This window comes from Mesorhizobium sp. B2-3-6 (assembly GCF_006442305.1).
GTDB lineage: Bacteria > Pseudomonadota > Alphaproteobacteria > Rhizobiales > Rhizobiaceae > Mesorhizobium.
The window spans coordinates 68,220-88,163 of the sequence record NZ_VFVW01000001.1 but is presented as its reverse complement, the minus strand read 5'-3'; the positions used below and the strand labels follow the sequence as shown (position 1 = coordinate 88,163).

The following is a 19,944-nucleotide window of genomic DNA, read 5'->3' as shown; positions in this document are numbered from 1 at the left end:
AATGCGTGAGTAGGACATTGTGAGTTGCTCGTAGAACAACTCCCCTTGGTGCGGCCACTTCCCTTCACTGTCACCCGGCCTCTGAGCTCTGCATGTACTGCTAAACGGCCGCTGTCCGGCTCACTAACATTTGGGGCCACGCACACTGGACGGCCCTCGCGCGGCCTTCTTAGGTGGCCGATCCATTCTCTTTGTGCCACAGCCCATAGCGTATTTTCCTTTCGCCCCTGGCCGACTTGGGGTTCGAAAACTCACGCAATAGCCCACGCTGCACCCTGACTAAGTGACCCAAAATGATCTCGCCCGTGCGTAGAGCCGCCCACGCAGAGTGGCGGATCCGAGAGTATCTGCTGTTTCCTGCAATCTATGCCCCTGGATGGCGAGTAGATAGATCGTCAAAAGCGGTACCCGTTAAGGAAAATTCGCGACCGTTTCGGGATGCCGCGAGAATAAACGGTCTCTTTGCTGCGCGCGTTCACGAATGTCACGAGCTGACTGAATCGCACCCAAGACTGCGGAAATTCGCCTTCCATCTGGAGTTCGCCCCTGGGACCGGACAAATTGAACAAGCAGGATTGCCGGCTGATGGCGCGCGATCAACCTACTACGATCAGCCCGACACCGCCGTGGATGACACAGCGCTCGTCGAGACGATGGGTCAAATCTCCGACAGCTTCGAAGCTTACGGCTATCGCCGCATGCAGGCGGCGCTGGCAGCGCGGCATCGTCGTCAGCCCCAAGAAGGTCAAGCGGTTGATGCGCGAGCGTGATCTGCAGCCCAGGATCAGGCGCCGCTTTGTCGCTGGCTGCCTCCGCCCGCCCGATGATGAAGAGCGGGGGTGCCTCGCCCTGATCGATGCGGCACAGGAATTTCCAGATAGACCTTACTGCCATCGTCGAAGGGCGCGCGTCGGCCTCACCCGGTGCCCCGGCGACGGCCGCCTTCAGCGGCAGGACATCGCCGTATATGTCACGACCTTTGCCGGGAAGAATGCTTGCGAATCGCTGCGGAGATCGCCGCCAGGCCACCCCGCAGTTCGTCCTCAAGAGGATAGAGGAAGCCGACACGCATGTGGTTGCGCGGCATCTCGAACCAGTGGCCCGGACCGACATAGGTGCCATAGCTTTCCAGCAGGTCTGCGTAAAAGTCGTCGAAATCGAATCCCGGACCATGACGGAAACGGGGGAAGCAGACCACGCCGCCCTGGGGCTCGACCCATTCGATCAGCTCGTCGCTCTCAATCCAATCGCGCATGATGGCAAGGCGTCCGGCTAGCACTGGCGCCTGCGCGGCGAGGAAGGCGTCGCGGCCTTCCAGGATGCGGGCGCCGATCCACTCGTCGACGACGCTGCCGCAGATGCCGATCTGCTCCTTCGCCGCCAGGAAGCGCTCCATCAAGTGCACGTCGCGCGTCATGATCCAGCCCACGCGGATGCCCGGCGCGCCGTAAGCCTTGGACAGCGAAGCCACACTGATCGCGGCGGGGCTGAGCGAGGCGGCGGGGGGCAGCATCTCGCCATGGGTCAGGTCGCGGTAGGTTTCGTCCACCAGTAGCCTGCATCCCGCCTTTTCGACCAAGGCGATCAGCGCGTCCAGTTGAGGGCGGCCGATCATCGTGCCGGTTGGGTTATGCGGGCAGGTGATGCTGACATAGCGGGTGTTCGGGCGCAGAGCGCTGGCGACGGCATCGATGTCGAGGCCGAACCGATCGTCGAATTTGAGGTCGATAAAGGTGATGCCGCAGCCGATGGCGCGCGGCGTCTCGATGTTAGTGGCATAGTTCGGCCGCACCACGACAAGATGGTCGTCGCGCGATAGAAGCGTGGTGGCGATGATGAACAGCGCGCCAGCGGCGCCGGCGGCCACCAAAACGTTGTTGGGGCCGAGGCCCTTGCCCTGCGCGGCTACCAACGCCCGAAGCTCAGGGTCGCCGCGATGCTCGCCATAGGGCAGCAGCAGGTCAGGGACGGAGAGATGGAAATCGGACAGCTTACGGTCTCGTACGGAGCTTTCCGACAGGTTGAAGCGAATGCGGTCATAGCCGTATTCCTCCGGTGATTCCTTCTCGATCACCATGCGTGCGTAGTCCATGCTTTCCCCCGTCAGGCTGCCAGCCGGGCGACGGCCAAAACGGCCTGGTCGACCTCGTCTGCTGTGGTGTAATGCGATAGGCCGAGCCGAGCGACTCCGCCTTGCTCGCGCAGGCCGAGCAGGCCGGAGGCTTCATAAGCGTAGAAATCGCCGGCCCAGCCGAAGATGTTTTCGCCCGCCAGCGCGGCTGCGATCTCCTGCGGCGACCTCTTGGCCAGCCGGAAGCTGAAGGTGGGCACACGGGCGTCCAGCCGGTTGCGGCTGGCGATGCCGCAGAGCTTGAAACCGGGAATGCCGGCAACACCCGCCAGGAACCGGTCCATCAGTCCGGCTTCGTAGTCGGTCGCCGCCTCCAATCCCGCCACGATGCGCTGGCGCAGCGGCGCGGCAACGTCGACGCCGGCGCACTGCTCGCCGAGCCAAGCGATGTGCTCGATCGCCGCCTGCGTGCCGGCCTGCGCCTCGAAGGAGGGAGTGCCGGGGGTGTGGCGCCACGGCATGTCGAAGGAGGCGGGCCGCACCTTGAGCGGCGTGAGCCGGTCGCGCAGCTCCGGCCGTATATACATGACCCCGGCGTGCGGACCGAAGAACTTGTAGGCAGAGCATGCGAGCAGGTCGCAGCCGATCGCCGACACGTCGAGGGCCAAATGCGGCGCCGACTGCACGGCATCGACCATGGTGACGGCGCCGGCAGCTTTACCAGCAGCCACGATACGGGCAACGTCGTTGACGGTGCCGAAGATGTTGCTCGCGTGATTGCAGGCAACCAGACGCGTGCGCGGGCCGATCAGTTGGTCCAGCATGTCGTAGCGATATTCGAAGGTTTCGGTATCGAACTCGAGCCAGCGGACGGTGACGCCACGTTCCTCGGCTGCGATGATCCACGGGCCGACATTGCCATCATGGTCCATGCGGGTAAGCACGATCTCGTCGCCCGGTTTCCAGTCGCGTGCCACCATGCGCGAAAAATGGAAGATCAGCGAGGTGCTGTTGAGGCCGAAGACGATCTCGTCCGGCTGTGCACCGAGCAAGGCGGCCGCCGCTGCATGCGCTCCCACCAAGATGCGGTCGCTATCACGCGAGGTGTGGAAGGCACCGCCCTCGTTGGCGCAGCTTCGCAGCATCACCTCGCTCATGCGCTCGACCACGCGTGCCGGTACTTGCGAGCCGCCCGGCGCGTCGAGATAGATACGTGGCTTGCCGTCGTCGGTGATCGCCAGCGCCGGGAAGGCCCCGCGCACCGCCTCGATGTCCCATCGTCCAGTCGTCATGGAATTCCCTTTCAGGTCGGTCGCACCGCCGCGATCGCGGCCGTCAGTTCGTCGTAGTCGAAATTCCCGCCGCACAGCACGATCGCATTGACTTGGCCGCGGTACCGTTCCGGGTGCTTCATCAGCCCTGCCAGCGCTAGGCCGGCTGCACCCTCGACCAATAGATGCTCTTCGATCGCGAGACGGGCGAGCGCGCCGGCGATCTCGGCTTCGGAACAGATGACCACATCGTCGACGACCGACCGGGCGAGGCCGAGCGTGACTGAATCCTCATCCATGCCGCCGGCGACGCCGTCGGCCAACGTCGGCAAGTGCTCGACATCGATCACCTTGCCCGCTTCCATCGACGCTGCCAGCGCCATGCTGTTGGCGGCCGCGCAGCCGATGATCCGCGTGCGCGGACTGAAGGCCTTCATCACGGCGCCGATGCCGCCGATCAACCCGCCGCCGCCCATGGCGATGAAGACATTGTCGATACGCGAATGCTCTTCCAGCAGTTCGAGCCCGATCGTGCCCTGGCCAGCAACAACGTCGGGATCGTTGTACGGAGATACGTAGACGAGTCCCTTCTCCTCGCCCAGGCGGCGCGCGTGCGCCTCGGACTGGCCGCTTTCGTCGCCATGCAGGATCACGTCGACGCCAAAGGACCGTATGCGCGCCAGTTTGGCCTTCGTGACATTGTGCGGAAGCACGACCGACAATTTTCGGAACAGGCGCGACGCCGCGAAGCTGGAGGCTATGCCGTGGTTGCCGGACGAGGCGGTGACGAACGGCCGGCCCCCGGTCGCATCGTCCATCGCGGTCAGCTTCGAGAAGGCGCCTCGCGCCTTGAAGGAGTTGGTGAACTGGAAATTTTCGCATTTGAACAAAACGGTGCTACCGATCGCGTCGCCGACGGCGGACGCGCCCAGCAGCGGCGTCTTCGCGATGTGGCCGCGGATGCGGGCATGCGCCCGCACGGAACGCGCGGCAGCGGCGGCGATGTCACCTTCGTTCGACATGGTTCTGTCCTGGGTCAAGAGTTTGCGGCTGTGCCGGCGCTCGCGAGGATGGCGCTGGCGATTGCCGCGTCCTCTGCGCCGAGGCCGGTCAGGTCGGCGATGCTGATGTCGCCAGGCTTGCGCGTCAATGAGCCAGTCCGCAGCGATACGCCGATCTCACCGATCCGCTCTGGCTCGACGAGGCCGGCCACGATGGCATGAGCGAACTCGCCATGGTCGATACTCTGCAGGGCCGAATCGGCGAGCAACGTGTCGGCGCGCGCGACCAACGTATTCTCCAATTCCTGTTTGCCGGGCGCATCGGCTCCGACGGCTGTAATGTGCGTGCCGGGCGCGATCCATTCAGCGCGTACCAGCGGCGCGGTCGCGGGCGTCGTGGTGACAATCACTTGTGAATCGGAACAAAGGTCGGCGAGCGAGCCGACTGGCGATACCTGGAGGCCAAGGTCGGCCACGTCGGCGGCGAAGCGTCCCGCCGCCGCTGGGGAGCGGCCCCATACCGCGACCGAAAGCGGCTCGCCGTGAGCCAGCGCTCGCAGCGCGCGTAACTGAATGCGTGCCTGGGTTCCGGTGCCGACGATGCCGAGGCGCGTCGCGCCCTTAGGCCAGCACAGCCGGGTCGCCAGCGCGCCGGCATAGCCAGTGCGCCAGTCGGTCAGCATGCCTTGGTCGAACAGCAGCGCTACCGGTTCGCCTGTCGTGGCCGACAGCGCCACCATCATGCCGTTGCCGCTTGGAAGGCCCTTGGTCGGATTGTCGTAGAACCCAGTCGCGACTTTGACGACGAAGATCGACGCGCCCGATACATGGGCGCATTTCACATGGCAATCGCCGTTCGCCGCCGCGAATCCCATATGCACGACGGGCGGCTGCTGGACTGCCCCGGCGCTGTAGGCGACGAGGCTTTCGCGAACGGCCGCAATACCGGCGGCGTGGTCGAGCCGCCGCAGGATCTCCGCCCGGTCGAGGATGAGCGGCATGTTTGCGGCTGGCCTAGCCATGGTCGTTCCGTTCAGGCCGCCGAGCGGGCAAGGCCGCGCAGGAAGAGCTGCACACGTTCCAACCCGTCTTCCAGGACATGCGCCGGCGCGCCGATGCCGACGCGGAAATAGCCGTCCATGCCGTAGACGTCGCCCGGCGCGACAAGCACGCCCTGCTCGTCCTTGACGCGATGCGCCAGTTCGGTCGAATTTATCGGCAAGTGATAGCGCATGAATGCCATCCCGCCTGCCTGCGGCGGCGCCAGCGAGACCAGCCCCTCGTTGGCGCGGACCCAGCGCACCATCATGTCGACATTGCGTGACAGGAGGTCCCGGCTGCGGTCGAGGATCGCCTTGCGGCGCGCCGGCTGCAACACCATCGACGCGACCAGTTCGCTGACCGCGCCGGTGGTGATGGAGGTATAGTCCTTGCGCTGCCAGGAGGCATAGATCTCGGCGGCAGGGCCGACCAGCCAGCCGATGCGCAGGCCCGGCATCGCCATCGCCTTCGACAAGCCGTTGGTGACGATGGCTTTCTCATAAAGGTCGACGCTGCTCGGCGGCTCGACGGTACCGTATTCGGCGCCCTTGTAGACCTCATCCGTATGTAGCCAGATGCCGTTGGCGCGTGCGATGGCCACAATTTCCCCGAGCAGGTCCGCCGGCACCACGCGTCCGGTCGGATTGTTGGGCGTGCAGAGCGTGATGACCTTGGTGCGGGGCGAAATCGCCGCGCGGATACTGGCCGGATCGGGCAGCCAGCCCAGTTCCTCGCGCAGCGGCACATCACGTACCACCGCGCCGAGCGCCTTCGCCCATCCCCTGATCTGCAGATAGTTGGGGACGACGACGATGATCTCGTCGCCCGGCTCCAGCAGCGTCATCGCCATCAGAAAATTGGCTTCGGCCGAGCCGTTGGTGACCATCACCTCGTCGGCCGTACGATTCTTGTATGTGGCCGCGATCGCCTCGCGAAGGACGACGGCACCGTTCGTCCAGCCGTAACCGAGTTCGGCGGCAAGCACCTTTTCGCGTTCCTCCGGGCTCAGCAGTTCGTTGAGCGAATAGGGGTGTACCCCGCTATCGGAGAGGTTGTACTCGACGATGTTCTCGTAGAGCGACTGGATGCGTTCGAGGGTGAATTCTTCGATCTGCATGTGTGTACGATTCCTCTTCTTCAGGAAGCCGCGCGGGCCGGTGAGGTCGCGTTGGCCAGGATGCCTAGCACAGTTCTGTGCAACTCAGGTGTGGCGCTGGCCACGACGGAACGGCGGCCGGAACGGATCGTCAGCTCGCCGCCCTGCCAGTCGGTCATGACGCCACCGGCGTTACGCACGATCGGGATCAGTGCGCAATAATCGAAGGCGTCCAGCCCCCCGTCCACATTGATGTCCAGCGCGCCGTCGGCGACGCGGCCATAGGCATGGCAACCGCCGCCATAGACGCTCCAGCGCACCTGGCGGCGCAGCCTCTTGTAGGCGGCCGTATCCTTGTCGTCGAAGGATTCCGGGTTGCCGTTGCCGACAAGGGCCTCGCTAAGGTCCTGGCAGGCGCGCGTGCGTACGGGCTTGCCGTTGAGGGTGGTCGGCGAACCGTCGGCGCCCAGCCAGCGCTCGTTGGTGACGGGATTGTCGATGACCCCGAGCATGGGAACGCCGTTGCGGGCCAGCGCGATCAGCGTGCCGAAGGTCGGAATGCCGGTGATGAAGGCTTTGGTGCCGTCGATCGGATCGATGACCCAGACCCATTCCGCGTCGAGGCCGACGGACCCAAATTCCTCGCCGAGGATGCCGTGGTCGGGATACGCCTCCTGGATGCGCGCGCGCAGCCTCTCCTCGACCTCCCGGTCTACCGCGGTGACAGGGCTTGCATCGCCCTTGGAAACGAAGCCGTGTTGCTCGCTGAGCGCTTCCTGGATTGTCGCCCGGCTGACGTCTGCCAGCGAACCGGCGAAAGCCGTAAAGGTCTTGGGGTCAGATGCCGGCATTGTCGGCTCCCTCTATGAGTGGGGTTGCGGGTTCGCCCAGAGGACGCGTGTGTCGTGAAAGCCTGTATTCGAGGGCGCGCAACGCCGTGGTGAGCACGTAGGTAATGGTGAGGTAGATAAGCGCCGCGGTGATGAAGAGCTCATAGGGCGCGAAGGTGCGGGCGACGATCGTGTTGGCGGCGCCGGTCAGCTCCATGACGGTGATGGTCGAGGCGAGTGATGTGGATTTCAGCATGCTGACCACCTCGTTGCCGTAAGCCGGCAGGGCGATGCGGAAGGCGCCCGGCAGGATGATCGTGCGGTAGGTCAACGCCGTCGACATGCCGCAGGCACGCGCCGCCTCGATCTCACCGGCTGGCACCGCCTCGATGGCGCCGCGCAGGATGTAGGCGGTGTAGGCGGCCGTGTTCAGGCTGAAGGTCAGAATGGCGCACACCCAGGCCTGGCGCAGATATGGCCACAGAAAGCTGTCGCGAACGACCTCGAGCTGGGCGAGACCGTAATAGACAAGGAAGATCTGGACCAGGAGCGGCGTGCCGCGGAAGAAGTAGATGTACCAGTGCAGCAGGAGGCGCACCGGCGCCGGGCCGCTGACGCGCAGGATGGCGACGGGAAGTGCCACCGCCATGCCGCAGAAGAGTGAGGCGACGAGCAGTTCGATCGTCGTGACGGTGGCCGACAGCAGCGCCGGCAGGCTCTCGACCATAAGCTCGAAGTTCATCGCGCCAGCTTCCTCTCGCCGCGCGTCGCACGCCGTTCCAGCGCGTCGACAATCGAGGTGTTCAGTATGGTGAGCAGGAGGTAGATCAGCGCCGCGGCGAGGTAGAAGCGGAAGGGTTCGCCATTGACCTGCGTCGCCATGGTGGAGATGCGCATCAGCTCCTCCAGCCCGACGATGGAGATAAGCGACGTGTCCTTGATGAGCGAGATCCAGTTGTTGCCGAGGCCGGGCAGCGCGTAGCGCCACATCAGCGGCAGGCGGATGTGGATGAAGCTGGTCGCGGCCGACATGCCGAAGGCATCTGCCGCCTCGATCTCGCCCTTGGGAATGGCGAGATAGGCGCCGCGCAGCACCTCGGCCGCGTAGCCGCCGAAGACCAGGCTGAGCGCGAAGACGCCGGCCGGCATCGCCGGCACTTCGAGAAAGCGGATGCTGGGGTCAATCATCTTCGCCAAGCCGGTCAGGGCCACCGTGCCGCCGAAATAGGCGATGAGGATGATGAGGAGTTCGGGCGTGCCGCGCACGACCAGAGTGAAGCCCCGGCCGATGGCGCGCAGCACACAGTTCGAGGAGAGCTGTGCCAGCGCGCCGAGAATGCCCCAAACGAGGCCGACCGCCAGCGACAGCAGCGCGACCTCGACGGTGGTCATGAGCCCGCGCGCGACCTCCAAACCCCATCCCTGGAAAATGTCCATCTGCCGCTCCTGCGGTGGCAAGAAGAAAGACGCCGGCCATCGGGTGAAATGGCCGGCGATGAACCGTACGGCTCGGCCTAGTTCGATGCCGGCAGCACGCTGAACGACCAGTACTTGTCGTTGATGGTCTTGAACGTGCCGTCGTCGATCATGGCCTTCATCGCCTTGTCGAGCTCGTCGCGAAGGCCGGCATCGTCCTTGCGCATGCCGATGCCCACGCCTGGCCCGAAATACTTCACGTCCTTGATCTCCGGACCGATGAATTTGTAACCCTTGCCTCGGTCCTTGTTGAGGAAGTCGTTGGCGAGCTTGATCGGGCCGGCGAAGACGAGATCGGTCCGCTTCGAGGTCAGGTCGAGCAGCATGTTGTCGGCCGTGTCGTAGAGCTGGATCGTGGCCTCAGGAAAGTTGTCTCGCATGTAGTTCTCGTAAGTTGAGGCACGCTCGATCCCGATGGTCTTGCCCTTGAGACCATCGGGGTTGGGCTTGCCGTCGTCCGTCAGCGGCTTGGCATCGCTTCCGTCCGGACCGACGAACCGGGCGGTGGAGGAGCGGTACGGGATCGAAAAGTCGATGCTCTTCTTGCGCTCGTCGGTGATCGACATCGACGCGGCGAGAAGATCGAACTTGCCGGCGACAAGGCCCGGAATAAGCGAATCGAAAGGCATGCAGACAAAGGAGGCGTCGGCGCCGAGGCGCTTGACAACTTCCTTCGCGACATCGATGTCGAAGCCGCGCAACTCGCCGTTCGCGTCCTTGTAGTTGAACGGCGGGTATGTGCATTCACTGCCGACGCGCAGGTCGCGCGCCGAGACCTGCGTGGCGAAGGCGGCGAGGCCGGCCGCAAGCATCAAGACAAGTTTTTTCATCATGTTCCCCTGTTGTTTGTCCTGTTCAAAGAACGCGCTGCAGGAAGGCCCGGCAGCGCGCCGATTGCGGATCGCCGAGAACCTGTCCCGGCGGGCCACGCTCCTCCACCATGCCCTGGTGGAGAAAGAGCACCTCGCGCGAGATCTCGCGCGCGAAACCTATTTCATGAGTGACGACGATCATCGTGCGTCCTTCTTCGGCGAGCGTGCGCATGACCGAGAGCACCTCCCCGACCAGTTCCGGGTCGAGCGCGGAGGTCGGCTCGTCGAACAGCATCAGCTTCGGCTCCATCGCCAGCGCGCGGGCGATGCCGACGCGCTGCTGCTGGCCGCCGGAAATATGCGCGGGGTAGTGGTCGCGCTTCTCGAACAGCCCGACCTTGGCGAGATAGGCCCCGGCTCGCTGCCGGGCCTCCTGTTTGGACAGGCCGAGCACCTTCATCGGTGCAAGCATCACGTTGTCGAGCACGGTGCGCTGGCTCCACAGATTGAAGCTCTGGAAGACCATGCCGATGCGGCTGCGGATGCGATTGATCTGGCGCGCATTCAGCTTCGCGCGCCCCGAACTGCGATCCAGCGTCAATTCCTCGCCTTCCACCGCGATCGTGCCGGCGTCGGGAATTTCCAGAAGATTCATGCAGCGCAGGAAGGTGCTCTTGCCTGACCCGCTGGCGCCGATCATGGTGATCACGTCATGGGCATGGGCGACCAGGTCGACGCCTTTCAAGACTTCCAGAGCGCCGAAGCTCTTACGGATGTTATTTGCCCGCAGAACGGTGTTTTGGTCCATGTCCACTTGGTGCCCTTGCCTCCCGATCGGCTGGACACGGAGATTGTCCCGGAAGCGCGGCTGCCCAAAGAGCCAATTTCGCCGACGGGCAGCGGACCAATTCCAGTCCCGTGGGCTGTGAATGCGTCGTCAACCGTGTTCGAGGATAGTCTGCGCGAGGATGTCGACGCAACGCGGGATGCGGCGGACCGACGTGTTGCCGAAGCCCAGCACAAGACCCTTCGGCTTGGTTTCCCGGCGTGCGTAGCGCGAGAGTGGTGGGCAGTCCAGCCCCTTCTGGAGCAGTGTTCGCGATACGGCCACGTCGTCAAACGGTTCGCGTGCGTGGACGGTCAGGTGCAGGCCGGCGTGAACGTCGGGAACGTCGAAGCCGTCTCGCAGCTTTGCGCGCAGGCATTGTGTCAGGCAGGCGGCGCGATCGCGGTAGATGGTGCGCATACGCCGAAGGTGCGAGGCGAGTCGCCCCTGGTCCATGAAGTCGGCGACCAGCGCCTGGTCCGGTAGCGGTGCGTAGAAGGAGAAAATACGCTGGGCGAGGGCGAACGCCTCGACCAGCGGCATCGGCGCGATCAAATAGGCGAGCCGCAGGCCGGGCGCCAGCATGCGGTTGAACGAGCCGGTATAGATGACCCGCCGCGGATCGCGCGCGTAGAGCGTCGTCTGCGCTTCGCCCGACCAGCGGATCTCGCTATTGGAATCATCCTCGAATATCCAGCCGGGCCGGTCCGCCGCCCAATCAAGCAGCTTTTGCCGGCGATCCGCCGTCATCGTGCAGCCGAACGGCCATTGCTCGGTCGGGGAGACAACGGCCATACGCGCCTCTCGGACCATCACGCCGGCGGCTTCTGTGTCGAAGCCTTGCCTGTCGAGCGGGGCGGGAACGGTGACAAGGCCGAAGGCTTCCAGCGTGGCGATCTCGGGCATGTGGCAAGGATCCTCGACCAGAACGGTGTCGCCGCGGTCGAGCAGAACATGAGACGCGAGAGCGGCCGCTTGCAGCGTATTGCCGATGACGATGATCTGTTCGGGACGACAGTTGATCGCTTTAGCCTCCGCCAGATAGCCCGCGATGCGGGTGGCCAGCAGTGGCGCGCCGCGCGAATAGTCATAGCCGGTGTGGGCGCTGGCGTGCTCGCGCCAGCGGCGGCTAGCGATCTGAGCGAACTCGTCATAGGGGAACTCGTTCAGCGCCGGCACGCCGGCGCTGAGATCGTAGGTCTCGATGCGTTCGGCTGGCAGGTTCATGTCGAGCAGCGCCTGGCCGCGGCGCGAGGGTGCCGGGAGCGCATTTGGACCTGACACCGGTGTGACCGCCGTCTCGGCTCGGGGGTGATTGTCTTCCGGCAGCATGGTTTCGACGAAGGTGCCGGCGCCGATCCGACGTGCGACATAGCCCTCCGTGGCAAGTCGCTCATAGGCGAGGACAACGGTGTTGCGCGAGAGCCCGAGTTCCTCGGCCATGACGCGGCTTGGCGGCAGGCGCGCTCCTGGCGCCACGATGCCATCCCGTATCCAGCGGCGCAACTGCTCGAAAAGTTGCTCGTTCAACGGCGTGCCACGGCTGCGGTCGAAGACGATCCTGTTCCAGCTGGGATAGTTGAAAGCGTGCATGTCTGTTCACCGGCTACGGCGGGACCTCACGAGCGGCGACGCAGCCATAAGGATGATCTTCCTATCGAATTGAAATCACCCTATCACATGACGAACGATGAGCAGAAAGCCTTCTCTGCATGCGTCGAATGCCAGCTTTCAGCCACTGGCAGCGTTCACCAAATGGCCGAGATGCACGCGCAAATTGTTCACTGCTCCACTCGTGAAGTGGAGCCGCTGTTGATCACACCGCAGTTGCCTCGGCAAGTTCGAGAGCATCTTCTACATCGACTCCCAGATAGCGGACCGTGTTCACGATCTTGCTATGACCGAGCAAAGACTGGATGGCTCCCAGAGGATAACTGACCTCAATCCAACAAGCATGTTTCTGACAGCTCAGCCTCCGCACGTCGACAGAGCCGGTTTGGGCTGGCCCGGTCCTTTCCGAATGATTCTCTCTGCTTGCTCAGCCGCCGCCAACGGTTTGTGCCCCTCCGAGCACAGGAACCGTTATTGACCGCTGAATGCCGCAAAGCTTTTTTCGAAGCGGTCGACGACATCCTCGACATCGGACATTGCCAAGCAAAGCGGCGGACACATGCGGATGACATTGCGGTACGGTCCCGAGCGGCTGGCGACGAGCCCGTTGCGGCGCGTTTCCTCGAAAATGGCGAGCGTCTCCTCCGGCGCCGGCTCTTTCGTCGCGCCGTCCTTGACGAGTTCGATCGCAAGCATAAGCCCACGGCCCCTGATATCGCCGATGATTGGAAAGCGCTCCTTCATGTCGTTAAGGCGACCCTTGAGCACCGCGCCGACATCCCGGGCGTTCTCCCGGAGTCGTTCCTCTTTTATGACCTTTAGCACGGCTCGGCCGGCCGCGCATGCCACCGGATTGGCGCCATAGGTGTGGAACAGAAATTTATCGGCCATGGATTCAGCGACATCTCGCTTGGCGATGACCGCGCCGAGCGGGATGCCGTTGCCCACACCTTTGGCGACGACGACGATATCGGGCACAATGCCATGGGATTCAAACGCCCAGAAGGCATCGCCGGTTCGGGCGACACCGGATTGCACTTCATCAATGATACAGAGACCGCCGGCCGCGCGGACACGCTCGACAGCGCCGGCAATGTAGCCCGGCGGCATCGGCACGATGCCGCCATAGCCCTGCACCGGCTCGATAATCATGCCGGCCAGCCCGCCGCTGGTTGAACTCGCTATGGCGCGCTCGACCTCGTCGAGATAGGGCTGCAAGCCTTCGCCGTGAATGCCGCGATACTGGTTGGGCTCGGCCACGAAAGTGACCCCGCCAAGCTGGGGCACGGGATGGCGAAAACCCGCTATCCCGGTCACCGACTGCGCGCCGAAAGTGGCGCCGTGATAGCTCGAGGCAAGCGCCAGCATGTCGATGTTGCCGGTATGCGAGCGCGCCATCAGCAGCGCAAGATCGATCGCTTCGGCCCCGCTGTTGGTGAAATGTACGACCCAATCGTGACCGGCCGGCATCGTTGCCACCAGTTCCTCCGCGTACTGAGCCGGAACCGGGTGGTAGAACATCGTCGTGCAATGCGTCAGTTCCGCCAGTTGCTCGGTGGCCGCCTTGACCACCTGCGGATGCGCGTGGCCGACCGAGATGCAAAGATTCATGCCGAGCAGGTCGATGTATTTACGATCCTTCTCGTCCCAGACATACTGGCCCTTGCCGCGCTTGAGGATCAGCGGGTCCTTGTAAGGAACGAACTTGCGCTGCGTGGCCGAATAGAAGCGGTTCCGCCGATCGACGATGGCCTCGGTCGACCAGTCGATGTCCAGGTTGGAATGGACGTGCGGAGCGTTCATGCCGTGTCTCCCGTGTTGCGAACTCCTGGATTGAAAACACGGAATGCGCGGCGCGCACACCGCCAAACCTCCTTATCAGGATAACTGATGGAGTTGATTAGTCATGCGACGAGGGGCGATCGACGGCATAGCAGTCGGCGGGAAGGCCAGGCAAGCGGGTGCTGATCGCGTTGGTCAGCACTTCCGCGGTACGCGTGGCGAAAGCCTCGGGGAGGTTTCCGAGCTCCCGCTCGCGCGCGACCAGAAGGATGTTGCGCGACAGCCCGGTGAACGGCAAGGGATGGACGTCAATCTCCATACCCTCCGCCAGCCCGTCGATGAGCAGGGTCGGCGTCAGGATCGCAAAGCCCATGCCGGCCGCGACCGGCGCCATCACCACGCTGGAGCGGTCACCTTCCATGGCACGCGGGATCTCGATGCGCAGGCGGCTCAGATGCTGGTCGACGCGCAGGCCAACCGGCGTCTCGCGCGAGAAGCGCACGAAGGCGAGCTTCTTGGAGAGCTTGACGATGTCACCGACATCGCCGGCAAAACCCTTTGGCGTCACCAGCAGGAATTTTTCGGTCATCACAGGATAGCGCGTCAGTCCCTCGATCTCGAACAGCTCGCCGGAGGTGACGGCGAGGTCGGCGCGGCGGGCCCGCAGCAAGGCGACGTGGTCGGTCGCCAAACCCGCGAACAGGCTGAGCTCGGGAATGCCGAAACCCTTGCGGGCAAGGACCGAAAGCGCCGGCGCCAGTGTTGTCGCGATCGACGCCAGAAGCGCGATGCGCAACAGCGGCAGCGGTGCTGCATTGACGCGCCGCGCGTCGGTGCGCAGGCCCTCGACCTCGGCCAGTATGGCAACGGCGCGGCGATGCAGCGCGATGCCGGCTTTGGTGAGCTCGATCGGCCGCAAATTGCGATCGATCAGGCTGACGCCGAGCGCGCTTTCCAGGTTCTTCAGATGCTGCGAAGCGGCCGATTGAGTCATGCCCAGCATCTGTGCCGCCTGGGTGACGTGCCTGGTCTCGACGATGGCGACGAAAACCTCGATCGATCGGAAAAGGTTGAAATCGAAACTGCCGCTCTTCACCCGCAACTCCGCCCGTGAAGCATCATAAGTTTTCCTAATGTTGCGAAATTTGGGTTGAGCGCAAGTAGTTTAGCGGGAAAAGATCGCGCTGTTCCAATCCAGCGAAGGTATCCCACAAGGTGAATGGCAGCGCACGCATCGTGATCATTGGCGGCGGTGTCATTGGCCTCGGCATAGCCTATCACCTTGCCGAACTGGGCGTGAGCGATGTCGTCCTTCTGGAGCGCCACCAACTGACCAGCGGCACATCCTGGCACGCCGCCGGAATCGTCGGTCCGTTACGCGCCAGCCTCAACCTGACAAGGCTGGCGCAATATGCGACCGAGCTGTTTCCACGCCTCGAGGAACTGACGGGCCAGGCGTCCGGCTACCGCCGCACCGGCGGCCTGTGGCTGGCGCGACGTGCGGAGCGCATGGACGAACTGAAGCGCATCGCGCATTTGGGCAATGTCTGCGGCCTCACCGTTGGGATTGTCGATCAGGCGGGCGTGGCCGAGCACGTGCGCGGCATCGTCACCGATGGCGTCGAGGGCGCGCTGTGGGTCGAGGAAGACGGCCAGGCCAATCCAGTTGATATCTGTGCGGCCTATGCAAAACGGGCCCGCGCCGCCGGTATCCGCATCCTCGAGGGGTTAGCCTGTTCGGGCATCGTGACCCGCAATGGCCGGGTCGCTGGCGTCAAGCTGGCCTCCGGCGCCACCATCGATTGCGAGACCGTCGTCAACTGTGCCGGCGCCTGGGCGCGCGATATCGGCGCGCTCGCCGGCGTTCCTGTGCCGCTGCAGGCCGTCGAGCACATGTATGTCGTGACGGAGCCGAGCGCCGGCCTGCAGGATCCGTTTCCCATCCTGCGCGACCTCGACGAAGGCATCTACATCAAGGGTGATTCGGGCAAGCTGGTGCTGGGCGGCTTCGAGCCGAACGCCAAGCTCTTCGACGTTCGCGGACCGGTTGGCGACAGGCCATTCCTCGAACTGCCCGAGGATTGGGAGCAGTTCGAGCCTTTCCTGTCGGCCGGGCTGAAACTCCTGCCGGCGCTGTCGCAGACCGGCATCAGGCACTTCATGAATGGCCCGGAGAGTTTTACCCCCGACACGCGGCCGCTGATGGGCGAGTCGCCCTATCTGCGCGGCTTCTATGTCGCCGCCGGCTTCAACTCGACAGGCATGATGTCGTCGGCCGGCGCCGGCAAGGCCATGGCCGAATGGATCGTCGACGGCGAGCCCAGCCTCGATCTGTGGGCGCTTGACATCGCCCGTTTCGACCGCGCCGCCGCGGCGCGCTCTTTCGTCGGCGCCAGGATGGAGGAAGCGGTTGCCGACCTCTTCCGCATGCATTGGCCTTACAAGCAGGCCGCCGCCGGGCGCGAGGTGCGGCGTTCCGCCTTTCACCGTACGTTCGCCGAAGCGGGTGCTGTGTTCGGCGCGCCGACCGGCTGGGAGCGACCGCTCTGGTTCGGCGGCACGGAGACGCGCGGCTATTCCGTCGGCGCTCAGAAATGGTGGAGCCCGGCCAAGGCCGAAGCCGAGCGAATGGCGCAAGGCGTTGGCCTGTTCGAGCTTTCGCCCTTCACCAAGATCGATGTGCGTGGACGCGACGCGATCCAGCTGATGCAAAGCCTGTGCGCGGGGGACGTCGACAGGCCCGAAGGCCGCGCCGTCTATACGCAGATGCTCAACGCACGCGGCGGCATCGAGGCCGATGTGACGGTCACGCGAGTCGACGAGCACGGCTTCCGGGTTATTTCAGGTGCCGCGACCAGACAGAAAGATTTTGCCTGGATCGCGCGCCATGCTGAGGATCTTGGTCTCAACGTCTCGGTCTTCGACGCCACGTCCGCGGAGGCCGTTCTCGGGGTCATGGGGCCGAATTCGCGGGCGCTGCTGCAGAGCCTGACTGACGTCGATCTTTCGGACGCAGCCTTCCCGTTCTCGACTTCGCGCCGCATCGACATCGGCACCGCGAATGTGCGGGCCACACGTGTCAGCTTTGTCGGCGAGCTCGGCTTCGAGCTTTATGTGCCGGTCGAACACGCCGAGAGCCTGCTTGCCATGATCGTCTCAGCGGGCGGCGCCCATGGCCTGACCTTTTGTGGCCACTACGCGCTGGATGGCTGCCGGTTGGAAAAGGGCTATCGCCATTGGGGCCATGATATCGGGCCGAAGGACACGCCGCTGGAGGCGGGCCTGTCCTTCGCGGTGTCCTGGAAGAGGGATGATTTCATCGGCCGCGATGCCCTGCTGAAGCAGAAGGCCGATGGCCTGAAGCGCCGGCTCATGCATTTCGCCGTCGACGGCGACAATCCGCTTCTGCTGCATGACGAACCGATCTATCGCGACGGCAAACTTGCCGGGTTGACGACGTCAGGTGGCCTCGGCGTTCGCACGGGGCTCAGCCTTTGCCTGGGCTACGTTGCCTGTGATCCAGGCGAGACGAAAACGCAGCTGCTTGCCTGCGACTACCAGATCGCGGTGGCCGGTGCGCGCTACAGGCTGCGCCCACTCGACAAGCCACCCTATGACCCAACCGGATCGCGCATGCGCGTAAGCGCGGAGGAAAATTCATGAGACAACAGGCCCGCGTGGTCGTTATCGGCGGCGGCGCCATGGGCGTGTCGCTGCTCTATCACCTGGCCAAGCGCGGCTGGAGCGATGTCATGCTCGTCGAGAGGCAGGAGCTGACAGCAGGCTCGACCTGGCACGCCGCCGGGCTCTGCACGCATTTCGCCCACAATGCGACGATCATGGAGATGCGCGCGCATTCGGTGCGGCTCTATCGCGAAATCCTGACCGCCGAGACCGGGTTGCCGACAGGTTTCCACCCAAGCGGCGCATTGCGCATTACGCGCTCGCCGGAGCGCATGGACGAATTCCGCCATGTGCAGGGGCTTGGCCGGTTCGTCGGCCATGACTTCCACATTCTCAGTCCCGATGAGCTCAAGCAGATCTATCCGCTCTGCCATACCGACGGCATCATAGGCGCGATCTACGAGCCCAATGACGGTCATGTCGATCCGACGCTGGCGACCAACGCAATGGCCAGCGGCGCGCGCTCGCGCGGCGCCGAGATCGTGCGCCACAATCCGGTCCTGGCAATCGAGCGCAAGCCATCGGGCGAGTGGCTGGTCCGCACACAACAGGGTGACATTGTCGCGGAGCATGTGGTGAACGCGGCCGGCACATGGTGCCGCGAGATTGGCGCCATGATGGGGCTCGACCTGCCCGTGGTGCCGATGCTGCACCAATATGTCGTGACCGATACCGTCCCCGAGATTGCCGACCGGATCGCCGCCGGCGCCAAGGAACTGCCGATCATCCGCGATCCGGAAGAAAGCTGGTATCTGCGCCAGGAGCGCGACGGCTTTATCGTTGGCCCCTATGAAAAGTCGGCTCACCCCTGGGCGGTCGATGGCGTGCCACCAGAATTCGGCATGGACTTGCTGCCGCCCGACCTGGATCGGGTCGAGCACATCATCGCGCTGGCGATGGAGCGTGTCCCGGCACTCGCCAATGCCGGCATCAAGACGGTGGTCAACGGGCCGATCACCTTCACGCCGGATGCCAATCCGCTGGTCGGTCCGGCATTCGGCCCCGGCAATGCCTGGCTGCTCACCGGCTCAAGCATGGGCGTGATGGAAGGCGGCGGCGCCGGTCGCTTTCTCGCCGACTGGATCGTCGACGGATCACCGCCAATGGATGCGCTTGCCATCGACCCACGCCGCTTCGGCAATTATGCCGACCGCGACTATCGCATCGACAAGGCGGTGGAAGGGTTCGGCCTGCAATTCGGCATCCACTATCCCAACGAGGAACGCGAGGCCGGCCGCCCGCGCCGCACGACGCCGGCGCTCGAACTTCAGAGAAGCCAGGGGGCAGTGCTGGGCGCCGCCTATGGCTGGGAGCGGCCGAACTGGTTCGCTGCCAACGGCGCCGACCGTGACCCGCCACTGACCTTCCGCAAGCCCGGCTGGTTCGACGCGGTGCGCGGCGAGTGCCGTGACGTGCAGGCCAGCGTCGGCGCCATCGACCTTTCGGCCTTCTCCAAATTCGAGATCGGCGGACCAGGCGCCAGCGCCTTCATGGCTTCGCTCGGCGCCAACCGACCACCGGAACGTCACGGCCGCATCGGGCTCATTCACGCGCTGACGGCAAAGGGCGGCGTGGCGTCGGAATTTACCGTGACCCGACTCGGCGACGATGGGTTCTACTTGACCAGCGCAGCACTTGCGGAGCGACATGACGAAGGTCTGCTACGCTCACGCGCCGCAGCCTTTCCAGGTGTGACGATCGACAACGTCACCGAGAGGCGCGGCGTGCTCGGCGTGATGGGGCCGCGTGCCCGTGACCTCTTGGGAAAGATCTGCGAAGCCGATCTATCGAATGCTGCATTCCCCTGGCTTTCCGCGCAGATCATCCGCGTGGCCGGCATCAAGACGGCAGCGCTCCGGGTCTCTTATGCCGGTGAGCTCGGATGGGAACTGCACGTTCAGTTGGCGCAGTTCGGCAAGCTCTACGAAGCGATCACCAAGGTCGGAACGCAGTTCGACCTGCGTCCGTTCGGCATCTACGCGCTCAACGCGATGCGGTTGGAAAAAGGTTATCGTGCTTGGGGCGCCGACCTGACCACCGAACGTACGCCGCTGGAGGCTGGGCTGGGTGCGCTGGTCAAGACTGACAACCGGACGTTCGTCGGCCGTGAGGCGATGCTGGAGCGCATCGGCGAAAGCGCCTGGTCCATGCTGCTGCTCGAGATCGATGACGACGGCGAGAGGCTGCCGTTCTACGCCCACGCCGTGATGCAGGCGGGGCGCCCGGTCGGGGTCGTTACCTCCGGCAGCCACGGCTTCCGCACCGGCAAGACCGTTGCGCTCGCCTATCTGCGACCCGGTGTTGCGGCTGAAGGCCTGACCGTCTCGATCCTCGGCAGGGAACTGACGGCGCGGGAGCTGAAGAAAGCGCCTTACGATCCGGACAATCTGCGGCTGCGCGGCCTTCAGGCCGATGCGCCGGCCGCCTTCATGCCTGCCTGATC

General features: G+C 64.3%; 16 protein-coding genes and 1 pseudogene. 3 read left to right on the top strand and 14 right to left on the bottom strand.

Features of this window, described 5'->3' with window-relative positions; translation table 11 throughout:
* The first annotated feature begins 293 nt into the window (after nucleotides 1–293).
* Nucleotides 294–770 carry a hypothetical protein gene (locus tag FJ953_RS00395; RefSeq protein ID WP_140517480.1) on the top strand — a complete coding sequence of 159 codons (477 nt, stop codon included), beginning with the start codon at nucleotides 294–296 and terminating at the stop codon, nucleotides 768–770.
* A gap of 200 nt (nucleotides 771–970) precedes the next feature.
* Here the strand turns inward: FJ953_RS00395 and FJ953_RS00390 are convergent, their stop codons facing one another.
* The 14 genes and pseudogenes from FJ953_RS00390 to FJ953_RS00330 form a co-directional block, all read right to left on the bottom strand.
* Nucleotides 971–2,092, bottom strand: coding sequence for an aminotransferase class I/II-fold pyridoxal phosphate-dependent enzyme (locus FJ953_RS00390; protein WP_140517481.1), 1,122 nt, complete (start codon nucleotides 2,090–2,092; stop codon nucleotides 971–973).
* 11 nt (nucleotides 2,093–2,103) lie between these two features.
* Nucleotides 2,104–3,363: a cysteine desulfurase-like protein gene (locus FJ953_RS00385; RefSeq protein WP_140622706.1), complete on the bottom strand. Its 1,260-nt coding sequence runs from the start codon at nucleotides 3,361–3,363 to the stop codon at nucleotides 2,104–2,106.
* Between the two features lie 11 nt (nucleotides 3,364–3,374).
* Complete coding sequence (locus FJ953_RS00380; protein WP_140622704.1) at nucleotides 3,375–4,364, bottom strand: pyridoxal-phosphate dependent enzyme; 990 nt, start codon at nucleotides 4,362–4,364, stop codon at nucleotides 3,375–3,377.
* A gap of 14 nt (nucleotides 4,365–4,378) precedes the next feature.
* Entirely contained in the window at nucleotides 4,379–5,365 is a 987-nt protein-coding gene (locus FJ953_RS00375) for an ornithine cyclodeaminase family protein (protein WP_140584232.1), read from the bottom strand.
* A gap of 11 nt (nucleotides 5,366–5,376) precedes the next feature.
* Complete coding sequence (locus FJ953_RS00370) at nucleotides 5,377–6,501, bottom strand: aminotransferase class I/II-fold pyridoxal phosphate-dependent enzyme (RefSeq protein WP_140622702.1); 1,125 nt, start codon at nucleotides 6,499–6,501, stop codon at nucleotides 5,377–5,379.
* Between the two features lie 20 nt (nucleotides 6,502–6,521).
* Complete coding sequence (gene hisN, locus FJ953_RS00365) at nucleotides 6,522–7,331, bottom strand: histidinol-phosphatase (protein ID WP_140500676.1); 810 nt, start codon at nucleotides 7,329–7,331, stop codon at nucleotides 6,522–6,524.
* Complete coding sequence (locus tag FJ953_RS00360) at nucleotides 7,318–8,052, bottom strand: ABC transporter permease (RefSeq protein WP_140547246.1); 735 nt, start codon at nucleotides 8,050–8,052, stop codon at nucleotides 7,318–7,320. Before FJ953_RS00360 ends, hisN begins: the two co-directional genes overlap by 14 nt.
* A complete protein-coding gene (locus FJ953_RS00355; RefSeq protein ID WP_140500678.1) occupies nucleotides 8,049–8,747 on the bottom strand; it encodes an ABC transporter permease subunit in 699 nt (232 codons plus the stop codon). Before FJ953_RS00355 ends, FJ953_RS00360 begins: the two co-directional genes overlap by 4 nt.
* Before the next feature lie 77 nt (nucleotides 8,748–8,824).
* Nucleotides 8,825–9,616 carry a transporter substrate-binding domain-containing protein gene (locus FJ953_RS00350; RefSeq protein WP_140558734.1) on the bottom strand — a complete coding sequence of 264 codons (792 nt, stop codon included), beginning with the start codon at nucleotides 9,614–9,616 and terminating at the stop codon, nucleotides 8,825–8,827.
* Between the two features lie 25 nt (nucleotides 9,617–9,641).
* Nucleotides 9,642–10,406, bottom strand: a complete 765-nt coding sequence (locus FJ953_RS00345) for an ATP-binding cassette domain-containing protein (RefSeq protein WP_140500680.1) — start codon at nucleotides 10,404–10,406, stop codon at nucleotides 9,642–9,644.
* 129 nt (nucleotides 10,407–10,535) lie between these two features.
* Entirely contained in the window at nucleotides 10,536–12,017 is a 1,482-nt protein-coding gene (locus FJ953_RS00340) for a PLP-dependent aminotransferase family protein (RefSeq protein ID WP_140622700.1), read from the bottom strand.
* 223 nt (nucleotides 12,018–12,240) lie between these two features.
* Nucleotides 12,241–12,351 (bottom strand): annotated as a pseudogene (locus FJ953_RS30715) (integrase); the annotation flags it as partial.
* Nucleotides 12,352–12,506: 155 nt separating this feature from the next.
* A complete protein-coding gene (locus FJ953_RS00335; protein ID WP_140622699.1) occupies nucleotides 12,507–13,838 on the bottom strand; it encodes an aspartate aminotransferase family protein in 1,332 nt (443 codons plus the stop codon).
* 97 nt (nucleotides 13,839–13,935) lie between these two features.
* Nucleotides 13,936–14,913, bottom strand: coding sequence for a LysR family transcriptional regulator (locus FJ953_RS00330; RefSeq protein ID WP_140500683.1), 978 nt, complete (start codon nucleotides 14,911–14,913; stop codon nucleotides 13,936–13,938).
* A gap of 119 nt (nucleotides 14,914–15,032) precedes the next feature.
* Between FJ953_RS00330 and FJ953_RS00325 the strand changes: the two genes are divergently transcribed.
* Nucleotides 15,033–17,480: an FAD-dependent oxidoreductase gene (locus FJ953_RS00325; protein ID WP_140622697.1), complete on the top strand. Its 2,448-nt coding sequence runs from the start codon at nucleotides 15,033–15,035 to the stop codon at nucleotides 17,478–17,480.
* Nucleotides 17,477–19,942, top strand: coding sequence for an FAD-dependent oxidoreductase (locus FJ953_RS00320; protein WP_140622695.1), 2,466 nt, complete (start codon nucleotides 17,477–17,479; stop codon nucleotides 19,940–19,942). Before FJ953_RS00325 ends, FJ953_RS00320 begins: the two co-directional genes overlap by 4 nt.
* Nucleotides 19,943–19,944 lie beyond the last annotated feature (2 nt).